Origin of the sequence: Pedobacter cryoconitis (genome assembly GCF_014207135.1) — a bacterium.
GTDB lineage: Bacteria > Bacteroidota > Bacteroidia > Sphingobacteriales > Sphingobacteriaceae > Pedobacter > Pedobacter cryoconitis_D.
This window is the reverse complement of record NZ_JACHCC010000001.1, coordinates 319,410-331,463: the sequence shown is the minus strand read 5'-3', so window position 1 is coordinate 331,463 and position 12,054 is coordinate 319,410. Positions and strand designations below refer to the sequence as shown.

At 40.9% G+C, this 12,054-nt stretch carries 3 protein-coding genes; 2 read left to right on the top strand and 1 reads right to left on the bottom strand.

Annotated elements, in window-relative coordinates; all coding sequences use genetic code 11:
- Positions 1–112: 112 nt before the first annotated feature.
- On the bottom strand, positions 113–700 hold the full coding sequence (locus tag HDF25_RS01265; protein WP_184621963.1) for a TetR/AcrR family transcriptional regulator: 588 nt from the start codon (positions 698–700) through the stop codon (positions 113–115).
- A gap of 776 nt (positions 701–1,476) precedes the next feature.
- On the opposite strand from HDF25_RS01265, the gene HDF25_RS01260 reads away from it, so the two are divergent.
- Positions 1,477–7,986: a polyketide synthase gene (locus HDF25_RS01260; RefSeq protein WP_184621961.1), complete on the top strand. Its 6,510-nt coding sequence runs from the start codon at positions 1,477–1,479 to the stop codon at positions 7,984–7,986.
- A 1-nt stretch (position 7,987) separates the two neighbouring features.
- Positions 7,988–12,052 carry a non-ribosomal peptide synthetase gene (locus tag HDF25_RS01255; RefSeq protein WP_184621959.1) on the top strand — a complete coding sequence of 1,355 codons (4,065 nt, stop codon included), beginning with the start codon at positions 7,988–7,990 and terminating at the stop codon, positions 12,050–12,052.
- The last annotated feature ends 2 nt before the right edge of the window (positions 12,053–12,054 follow it).

Sequence of the window (12,054 nt, the reverse complement as noted above, 5' to 3'; positions counted from 1 at the left end):
GAGTCTTACTTAAAATAACAATCTACAATATTAATTAAATATCATTAACATTTGATTATCATTATTACAATATATAACCTCTATATAAATTTAAAGAAATTAACCCTGGAATCTATTTCCCTATCCCCTCGATCAGCATATCCACCAGCTCATCGAAATACTCATGCGACTGTACCTCGGAAGGATTTATAGATAATGGAAAATGCAAACCCCTGAAAGCAACAATCAGGACAAAAGACATCTTATGGATACTCTCGGCAGAGAGCTCCCTGAATTCACCACTTTGTGTACCCCCAAGAATAATTTCACTGATCATGCCCAGTTGCGTCTCTTCATATTTTAATCGCAGCGGCAACAACATCCTTCTGCATTCGATCATATCTTCAAAAATAACCTTATACAGGCTCCTGAATTCCTGGATCGCAATACTCTGGACATTTAAAAAAGCTTTCAGTTTATCTTCAGCGGATAATAATCCATTGACTGTTTCGCGCAATTTTCGGATGACAGACTTCATCTCATCTTTGACTACTGCTGCAAAAATTTCATTCTTCCCTGGAAAGTAATAATAAAGGGTACTCTTACCTTTTCCTGCTGCAGCGGCAATATCATCAATTGTCGTTTTTTTTAATCCAAATTTTCCAAATAACGATTTGGCAGCTACCAGTATTTCGCTGAGTACAATTTCATCTTTATCCATAAATAATTGCGTTCATTAATTAGAATATAATTCGTTCGTATTCCAAAAGTATTGATTTTAAATGGGGAAAATAATACCCTATTGCATAAAAATATCCTCCAAAACCTTAAAAAATAAGCTTTCCAGGAGGTAACAATATAATGACAACATGTTTTAAACTGTGACTGGCAACTATTTACCAACAGGCACTATTTCTTATAATAAGAAGAGGAACGATAATTGTATAATTATTCCGCAGGATAGGATAAATAAACACCTACTTAAATTTACAAGCTGACAGGCTGGATAACCTGTCCCAAAAACAGAGAAGATCACGTAAATAATAAAATTGAAATGCAATAGTACAGACCAATGATTTAACAAAATACTATTTAATTTTCCTGAATCAATACCCTTTAAAGGTAAAGTTTAACGCGAACTCATTAGCATTCTCCAAATGACAATCCGATTTATCAAAGGAACGTTGGGAATCCATCACCAACTGTACCGTTTCACCGGTCATCATTCAGCCCATGATAACTTCTGTTATCATCTGAGTAATGGTAATTATACGCTAAACAGGGAATAAAAAGATATTCAAAAAAAAACAGTATCATAAGTTAAAAAAATTCTCTATGCGTAAATTCGCCGGTTAGAACTCTTATTCTGATTTCTATTATCTTTTTTATACCCAACGATACTTAAATACGACACAGATTTGTACCAGATTAATATAATGCCCTATTTTGAAAACCTTATCTCAAACAAGCTAAAATAGCTTAGATTTAATACAAAACATGACTAAACAAGATTCTATTGATTCGAAATTATCTCCCCTGGTTTACACGCTTTTTGAGCGTGCAGCCAGAAGTTTTCCGCTTTACATTGCCCTCAATACCGGACAAGAGCAGATTACCTATCAGGAGCTTTTTGAAAAAGTAGATAAATTATGTCAAAAAATAACTTTATCAACTCCGGATGAAGACCTAATTGGGATAAGTACAAACAGATCGGCAGAAATGATTGTTTCTTTACTGGCCATCTTGAAAGCTGGTAAAGCATATCTCCCTTTAGATTCGGCATATCCGGTACACAGGCTCCAGCAAACAGTCATAGCTTCGGGTATAAAAACCTGTATCTCCCCAGCAGAAGAAACTGATTTTTTCAAACAAACAGGACTGACTGATTTATCCGGAAAAACAGATTCAGCTGATGAAGCATATCATACAATTACAAAACAAAATCCTAATGCTTACGTATTGTATACCTCAGGTTCAACCGGTACTCCGAAAGGTGTATATATGACGCAAAAAGCAATGGTAAACCTGATTGAATGGCAACAGCAAAACTCAGCAGCAGGGCCAGACACCAGGACTTTACAATTTGCTCCGCTGACTTTCGATGTGTCTTTTCAGGAAATACTTTGTACCCTCACTACTGGCGCGACCCTGGTATTGATCAATGATGATTTAAGACTTGACCCCGTAAATCTGCTGGAATATATCAGCAATAACAATATAGACCGGATCTTTCTGCCATTTGTAGCGCTTCAGTTTCTCGCAGAAGCTGCTGCTGGTAGCGGACAGTTTCCACAAAGCCTGAAAGAGGTGATGACAGCCGGCGAACAGCTCAAAATCACCCCGCAGGTAAAATATTTTTTCGAACAGCTGAAAAGCTGTACTCTTTTTAACCAGTATGGCCCTACAGAATGTCATGTAGTTACCCAACTGAAATTAATTGGAACACCAGAACACTGGCCTTTATTGCCGAATATTGGTACTCCAATCTCCAATACCCAAATTTATATCTTAGACCAGGACAAGAATGTTCTTGAACAGGGTGAAACCGGAGAACTAGGTATTGCCGGTCTGAACCTTGCATATGGTTATCTGAACAGACCAGAATTAACAGAAGAGAAATTTGTATGGATTCTGGTTGATCATGTTCAGACCAGAGTTTATCTGACTGGTGATCTGGCACGTTATGAAGCTGACGGAACCATAGAATTTTTAGGCAGAAAAGACGATCAGGTTAAAATCAGGGGATACAGAATTGAATTAGGAGAAATTGAAGTTCAGTTAAATCATATCGATGGAGTTAAACAGGCCATCGTTATCGCAAAACCTGATTTAAGCGGTCAAAACAGATTACTGGCTTATTTAGTTACTGATCATGAAAAGACCAATACCACGCTGATCAGAAAACAACTCGAAGATAATCTGCCGGATTATATGATCCCCTCTTCATTTGTTCAGATGGAAGCCCTGCCCAAAACACACAGTGGAAAGGTAGATAAAAAGGCATTGCCTTTACCAGAACGTAAAAGACCTGATTTAGCTGTTCTTTATAAACCCGCAAAATCCAGTCTGGAGAAAAAGATTGCTTCTATCTGGGCCACTGTCCTGGAACTGGATGTTGTCGGGATGCATGACAATTTCTTTGAGCTGGGAGGAAATTCTCTGTTAGCTGTAAAAACAGTTTCTCTGTTGAGATCAGAACAACATATTGAATTACCGGTCACCAAACTTTACCAGTTTCCTGAAATCGCTAAACTTACTGGTTATCTGGATACTAAATCCAGCTCACAGGAAAAGAAAAGAAGCAGAACTGGTCATCATGACCCGGCACAGCCGATAGCTATTATCGGTATGGCCGGAAAGTTTCCAGGTGCAGATACTATAGCCGAGTTATGGGAAGTACTACGTAATGGAAAAGAAACCACTACTTTCTTTAAAAAGGAAGAACTTGATTCTTCTGTAAGTGAAGAATTAAAAAATGATCCTCAATATGTAAAAGCGAGGGGTATTCTCAATGGTGCCGATTTATTTGATCCTGCATTTTTTGGGATTAATCCGAAACTGGCAGAGCTGATGGATCCGCAACAACGCATATTTCTGGAAATCAGCAGGGATGTGCTGGAAAAATCCGGACATCTGCCCGCCGTTTATGATGGATTGATCGGGGTATTTGCAGGGTCAGGAAATAACAGTTATTACCCCCATAATGTCATGGGAAATACTGAACTGATTGACCAGGTTGGAAGTTTCCAGGTCATGACAGTGAATGAAAAAGACTATATCTCTTCCAGAACAGCTTATGAACTGGATTTAAAAGGACCAGCAGTAAGTGTTTTCTCAGCCTGTTCTACTTCATTGCTCGCTGTATCTCAGGCCGTGGAAAGCCTGAGAAAAAACCAATGTGATGTCGCTATAGCCGGTGGTGCCAGCATTACCTCTCCTATCCACAGTGGACATATTTACCAGGACGGCGCGATGTTAAGCAAAGATGGACACTGCCGTTCGTTTGATGAAAAAGCCACAGGTACAGTATTCAGTGATGGAGCAGGGGTTGTACTTTTAAAAACATTAAGCAATGCACTTGCTGATGGAGATGTAATTTATGGCCTGATTAAAGGTATCGGTGTTAATAATGACGGTGGTGGTAAAGGAAGTTTTACGGCCCCCAGCACAGACGGACAGGCCGCCGCTATAGCCATGGCCATCGATGATGCCGCAATAGAAGCTTCTTCTCTTTCTTATATAGAAACGCATGGAACAGCCACACCATTAGGTGATCCTATAGAAATCGAAGGTCTGAAACAGGCTTTTGGTGAACAAACTGTAAAACAATTTTGTGCGATAGGTTCTATTAAGAGTAATATGGGCCATATGACGGCTGCTGCAGGAGTTGCTGGTCTGATAAAAACAACCCTTGCCTTATATCACAGGGAGATCCCTCCTTCTATCAATTTTGAAAAACCCAACCCGGATATAGATTTCGCAGCTTCACCCTTTTACGTAAACAATCAGCTCAAAACATGGGATAGTACAACTATTAGAAGAGCGGGAGTCAGTTCTTTTGGTGTAGGCGGTACAAATGTCCATGTAATTGTAGAAGAACAAGATCATATACAAGAAATTAATCAGGACAAAGGCAGGTTAAAAAATCTCCTGACCTGGTCGGCCAAATCAGAAGAAAGTTTACTGGCTTACGGGGCAGCTTTAAAAGGGCAGCTATCAGCCAGTCTCAATCTGGCAGATATGGCTTATACATTACAAACTACAAGGGAAGATTTCTTACACCGGGCCTTTGTAGTTGCAGGCACAACAAATGAATTAGCGGCCAGTCTTGAAAATGCTGTTGTTTCCGCAAAATTAAAAAACCTGCCAGGCGAAACGGTGTTCCTGTTTCCAGGTCAGGGTGCCCAGTATCTTAAAATGGGTACTGAGCTTTATGAAAATGAGCCGGTATACCGTAACGCCGTTGATCAATGTGCAGCAATTTTAGCAAACTACCTTGACAAGGATATCCGAACCATTATTTATGCTGATGCTGACAACATACAGGCCGGTATCGATCTGAATAATACCAGGTATACACAACCTGCCCTATTTGTAACTTCTTATGCTCTTGCAAGGCTATGGATGAGCTGGGGTGTACAACCTTCTGTACTTTGCGGTCACAGTATCGGCGAATATGTTGCCGCACATTTAGCGGGCGTCTTTACACTTGAAGAAGGACTTCGGTTAATTGCAACCCGGGGTAACCTGGTGAGTCAGCTTGCCAGTGGAGTTATGCTGAGTGTTCGTACTGCTGTTTCGGAGGTAGAAAAAATTCTTCCGGCCAGCTTATCAGTTGCGGCAATTAATAGCCCTAAACTTTGTGTTGTTGCAGGCCGGGCAGAAGAAATTGAAGCTTTTCAGCTGTTGCTGGATGAAAAGCATATTTTACATAAAAAATTACTGACCAGTCACGCTTTTCACTCTGCTATGATGGATCCTATCCTGAATGAATTTGCTGAAATTGTGGCTCAGGTTAAATTAAACAGGCCTCAAAAACCTATTGTTTCAACAGTAACCGGTCAGTTTCTGACAGATGCGGAAGCGCAGAACCCTGCTTACTGGGCGGAACACCTGAGAAAAACAGTTCAATTTTCACCTGCGCTGGATACTCTGCTGGAACTGGATAATCCTGTATTTATTGAGGTTGGCCCGGGAAACACCTGTACCACACTGATCTGGCAGCATGAAGCTAAAACTCCTTTTACTGCAGTGGCAAGTCTGGACAAAAAAGAAATCACAGGTTCCTATGATGCGCTGTTAAATGCCCTTGGAAAAATCTGGCTGTCAGGCCTGAATCCAGACTGGAAAGCATTTTATCATAATCAGCAAAGAAGGAAGATTGATCTGCCAACTTATAATTATCATAAAAAGAGATACTGGGTCAGTCCAAAAACGGAACCGAAAACAACGACAATTATTAATACACAAAATACAAATACATTTACGGTCATGAGGAAAGATACGCTGATTGAAAAAATAAAACATTTACTGGAAAATGCGTCCGGAATTGAGATGGATGGAGTGACACCCAACCAGAGTTTTATTGAAATCGGCCTGGATTCATTACTGCTGACTCAGGTAGCGATTACGCTTAAAAAAGAATTCTCCTTACCTATTACTTTCAGACAATTAAATGAAGAATATGCTACCATTGGGGCACTAGCCGTTTATATAGATCAGAATTTACCTGAAGAAATTACATCTGCACCAGCTATTCAGCAGATTAATCAGACTGTCCAGTCCACCGGTTTTGCACCTGCAGATACGCCACTGGGTTTAATTGCCCAGCAGCTCCAGTTACTGACCCGGCAGGTGGAGCTCATGAGTGGCGCTGCACCAGTTAGTCTTGCAAATGCAACGACTCCTTCTCCTGTACTTGTTCAGCCTGTGAAACCCACTGCAGAACTCTCGGCTGAGGAGCAGGCAGAGATTAAAAAACCGTTTGGTGCAACTGCCCGGATTGAAAAAAATGCGGCAGAGTTAAAACCTGAACAGAGAGAATTTTTAGACCAGTTAACAAAACAATACAATCAGAAAACAGCAGCCAGTAAAGCTTATACCCAGAAACACAGATCTTATATGGCAGATCCAAGGGTAGTTTCGGGATTTAAGCCTTACACTAAAGAAATTGTATATTCTATAGTTGCCAATAAATCGCTGGGAAGTCATCTTTGGGATATTGACGGAAACGAATATATAGATGCACTGAATGGCTTCGGCTCAAATTTATTGGGTTATCAGCATCCAATACTTAAAAATGCGATCCTGGAACAGGTAGAAAAAGGATATGAGATTGGTCCGCAGCACGAGCTGGCTGGCGAAGTAAGTAAACTCATTTGCGAATTCACTGGTTTTGACCGTGCCGCTTTATGTAATACCGGATCTGAAGCTGTTCTGGGGGCAATGAGAATAGCCAGAACAGTAACCGGCAGATCGCTGATTGTAGCCTTTTCAGGTTCTTATCATGGAATTAATGATGAGGTGATTATCAGGGGTACTAAAAAATTAAAAAGTTTTCCTGCGGCTCCGGGAATTATGCCCGAAGCGGTACAGAATATGCTGATCCTTGATTATGGAACAGATGAGGCTTTAAATATAATCAGGGAAAGGGCGAATGAAATTGCAGCTGTTCTGGTAGAACCTGTACAGAGCAGAAGACCTGAATTTCAACCTGTTGATTTCCTTAAAGAAGTCAGAAAAATTACACTTCAGTCTGAAACTGTACTGATTTTTGACGAAGTCATAACAGGTTTCCGGGCACATCAGGGTGGTGCTCAGGCACTATTCGGAATTAAAGCCGACCTGGGAACTTATGGAAAGGTAATAGGTGGTGGATTGCCTATTGGTGCAATCGCCGGAAAGAAACAATATATGGATGCACTGGATGGTGGTTTCTGGCAATATGGTGACACCTCTTTCCCCGAAACTGGTGTAACCTATTTTGCAGGAACATTCGTAAGACATCCGCTGGCACTGGCGGCCGGAAAAGCCAGTCTGGAGTATATGAAAGCAAAAGGACCGGAATTTCAGCTGAATTTAAATCAGAATACAGCTTATCTGGCTGGTTTATTAAATAATATAGCTAAAGAACTCGGGCTTCCGTTGTTCGCAGCCCATTTTGGCTCGCTGTGGAAAATAAAATTTAAAGAGGAATATCCATACAGTGAATTGCTGTTTACCCTGTTGAGGTACAAAGGAATTCATATCTGGGATGGCTTCCCTTGTTTTCTGACAGAAGCTCATACACAGGAAGAAATCCTGCAGATTGCCGGAATGTTTAAAGAAAGTGTACTGGAATTGATGAAGGCAGATCTGATCCCTTTAAATGACTCTGCCCCTTTATCTCATCTTCAACCACCTGTCCCGGGGGCCAGGCTTGGAAGAGACCAGTCGGGAAATCCTGCCTGGTTTATCGTTGATCCGGAAAATCCGGAGAAATATCTTCAGGTTGAATCAATTCGTTAAAATGATAGATCCTAAACAAAATTTAATTTATAAAAAAGTAGACTTTAACCCCTTTTCCGGAGGGGAAATAACACATACTGCACCCTCCACAGAGCCTCAGACAGAACTATGGACTTCCTGTATGCTAGGCGGAAATGATGCGAACAGAGCTTATAATGAATCTATTTCCCTGCGTCTGAAAGGTGAAGTTGATCCTGAGCTGCTCAAAGAGACTATCAGCAGACTCGTCGAACGCCATGAAGCCCTGAGATCGGCTTTTAGTGGTGACGGTTCTAAGATGCTTATTTTTGACAGGATCGTTAATGACCTGTCCTATCTTGATATCTCTGCATGGAGTGCAGAAGATCAGCTGGCTGAACTCCGGAAAAAAGTTCAGGATGACGCATTATTTGTCTTTGATCTTTTAAACGGTCCATTATTTAAAACCTCATTACTTAAACTTTCGGACCGGGAATATCATTTTACTTTTACCGCTCATCATATTATTTGTGACGGCTGGTCACTGGGTATCATTCTCCAGGATATCAGTAAAATCTATTCGGCTCTGGCCAAAAGAATGACACCGATATTACCTCAAGTGAGTTCATTGACTGATTTTGCTTATAGTGAGCTGGCTTTTTCAAAAAGTACTGAACATCAGAAAAACGAGGCTTTCTGGCTCAATCAGTATCAGCATAAAATCCCTGTACTGGATGTGCCTGTGGATCACCGGCGTCCGCAGACCAGAACTTTCAAAAGCAAAAGACTGGATTTCAAAATTGACAGGACTCTCATTCATCAGTTAAAGGACGTTGGCAAAACAGAAGGATGTGGTTTGGTCATCACGATCTTATCGGCCTTTGAAGTTTTCCTGTATCTGTTAACCGGACAGAAAGATATAGTGGTAGGCCTGCCAGCTTCAGGTCAGTCTGTTACCGGACATTATAACCTGGTCGGACATTGCGTAAATTTATTACCGCTAAGAAGTTACCCCAATAAAAATTTTGGTTTTAAAGAATACCTGAGTCAGCGTAAACCAGCTATACTGGATGCTTTTGATCACCAGCAAATGACCTGGGGAAACTTATTGCGTAATCTTAAGATCTCCAGAGATCCATCCAGAATTCCACTGGTACCAGTAGTTTTTAATGTGGACATGGGTATGGACGACGGAGTCTCTTTTGAGAACCTGGATTATCAGTTGCTGAATAACCCAAGAGCATTTGAAAGCTTTGAGCTGTTTATTAATGCCGGAGGTTCAGCAGATGATTTTGTACTGGAATGGTCATTTAATACTGCGTTATTTGAAGACGGAACGGTGAAACAAATGATGAACGGTTTTGAGAAAATACTCAGATTTGTCGTCGCCCATCCGGAACAGAAACTAAAAAACCTGCTCCTGGAAAATTCTCCTTATTTCCTTTCAGACCCCGTTTTCAAAAGAAGTACAGCTGTTTTAAAAACCCTAACCAATGACTATAGTCATGAAATAGCAGATTTAAAAAAGCTCACTATTCAGGGTTTATTTGAAGATGCAGCCAGCAAGTTTAAAGACCAGACAGCTATTACTTTTCAGGATGAATCGATCAGTTACAGCAACCTGGATATCCGGGCAGATAATCTGAGCAGGGCAATCCTGCACCGGGCACCGGATCAGGAAATTATTGGTTTGAGTACTACCCGGGGAATCAATATGATTGTAGGTATCCTGGCTATTCTGAAAGCAGGAAAAGCCTATTTACCGCTGGATCCAACCTACCCGGAGGCCAGATTAAGCCAGATTATTGAGGAATCAGAAATTCAGTTTTGTCTTGCGGGTTCGGTAGAGAGCAAGTTTTTCAAGAAACTGAATCTGAAGACTATAGATTATGATCTGACCTACAGTTTACCTGTCCAGGAAATCAATTTCCGTAATCCGAATGGTTATGTCCTGTTTACTTCGGGTTCTACCGGAAAACCGAAAGGTGTATATGTCCCGCAGCTGGCTTTTGTTAATCTGGCTCAATGGCAAATGAGTAACTCCATTGCTACTGTCGGAAGTAAAACCCTGCAATTTGCGCCATTGACTTTTGATGTATCTTTCCAGGAGATTTTCAGTACGTTATGTTCTGGTGGACACCTGATCTTAATAGACGATGTGTTACGCCTGAATCCGGATAATTTGCTGGATAAAATTGAGCGGGAACAAATCAGCAGAGTATATCTCCCTTTTGTCGCGCTACAGTTCCTTGCTGAAACGGCAACCAGTATGGAGAAATTCCCTAAGTCATTAAAAGAGGTGATGACTGCCGGAGAACAATTAAAGATCACTCCACAGATAGAACAGTTTTTTACCGCTATCCCTAATTGTATTCTTTACAATCAGTACGGGCCTACCGAGTGCCATGTGATCGTCACTCAGTTAAAACTAAGTGGTAAACCGGCTAACTGGCCAATGTTGCCAACTATCGGGACTCCGATTGCCAATACTTCAGCCTATATCGTAGATGAAAGCCTGGATATACTCCCGCAAGGAAAAACAGGTGAACTATGCATTGCCGGTGCCTGTCTGGCCGAAGGTTATTTAAATCAGCCTGAACTGACTGAAGAGCGGTTTGTCATGCTTGATTTACCTAATGGAAAACAAGTCCGTGCTTATCGCACAGGAGATCTGGCAAATATTTTGTCTGATGGTAATATTGAATTCCTGGGCCGTAATGATGAACAGGTAAAAATCAGGGGGCATAGAATTGAGATTGGGGAAGTGGAAGCTGTGCTGAGTCATATCCCTGGTATAGCCCAGGTAGTGGTTACCGCGAAAGAAGATCATAACGGACAGAAAAGACTGGTAGCTTATTTGGCTTCCTCTACCGGTAAACAGGATACTCCTTTTGTCCGGAATGAGATTCAGAACAAACTACCGGGATATATGATCCCTTCTGTATTTGTCTGGCTAATGGAATTTCCGAGAAACAGCAGTGGTAAAATAGATAAAAAACTCCTGCCTGCTCCTGATCATTTACATGCCGGCGATTTAAGTAAATACACCGCTCCACAAACTGAAACCGAAATCACCATTGTCAGGTTATGGGAAGAGCTGCTTAATGTTAAAGAAATAGGAATTGATGATAATTTCTTTGAACTGGGTGGACACTCCCTGATTGCCATTCAGTTTATGATTCAGATAGAAAAGGCAAATGGCCATGGATTACCGCTGGCTACCTTATTTGAATACCCTACTGTCCGGACTTTAGGAAAATTGCTGGATGGACAAAGCAAACTCACGAATTACACATCTTTAGTTCCGATTAAACCTTCCGGTACTAAAACACCAATATACATCGTTCATGGCGCAGGATATAATGTCCTTAATTTTAGTGGAATTGGCCTGTTGCTTGATGACGACCAGCCTGTATTTGGTATTCAGGCACAGGGTCTGGATGGTGTAGAAGTCCCTATGGATAATATGGAAGATATTGCACGTAATTACGTCGAAAGTATCCTGGAACAGAACCCGAGTGGCCCTTATGCCTTAGCAGGTTATTCTTTCGGAGGTTATGTAGTCATAGAAATGGCCAGACAACTGAGAGAAATGGGGCATGAAATTAAAATGCTGGGTATATTTGATACCAATGCAAGGAATCTCGATCTTCATGGATCAACGCGGGACATTTTTCTGAAGAGATTAAAAATGCAGATCCCTAAGCTGAAATGGATTGTCAGATCGCTGATTAACAGACCTCTCCCTACATTGATTTATCAGAAAAACATATTCAAATATAAACTCATGGAATTGTTTGGCATCTCTCATCAGGAAAAAGAGGAAGAGCAGAGTGGCATCTACGAGATTATGCGAAGAATTGATGAGAAGTATGATATCGCTTATATGAATTATAAACTGACCCCTTTTGATGAAAAAATACATTTGTTCAGGGCAACTGATAATATCTATTTTGTAGAAGATTATAAATATCTTGGCTGGCAGAAGTATGCGATGAAAGGCGTAGAAGTCCATGATGTAAGTGGAGATCATAAAACGATGCTATTGGCTCCACATGATAAAGGATTCGCCAAAACCTTACAACAAGTACTGGATAAAGAATCTTAAAC

Bases quoted from the DNA above. Each gene is read 5' to 3' on its own strand.
- HDF25_RS01255 (WP_184621959.1), top strand. From the start codon at position 7,988: ATGATAGATCCTAAACAAAATTTAATTTATAAAAAAGTAGACTTTAAC.
- HDF25_RS01265 (WP_184621963.1), bottom strand. From the start codon at position 700: ATGGATAAAGATGAAATTGTACTCAGCGAAATACTGGTAGCTGCCAAA.
- HDF25_RS01260 (WP_184621961.1), top strand. From the start codon at position 1,477: ATGACTAAACAAGATTCTATTGATTCGAAATTATCTCCCCTGGTTTAC.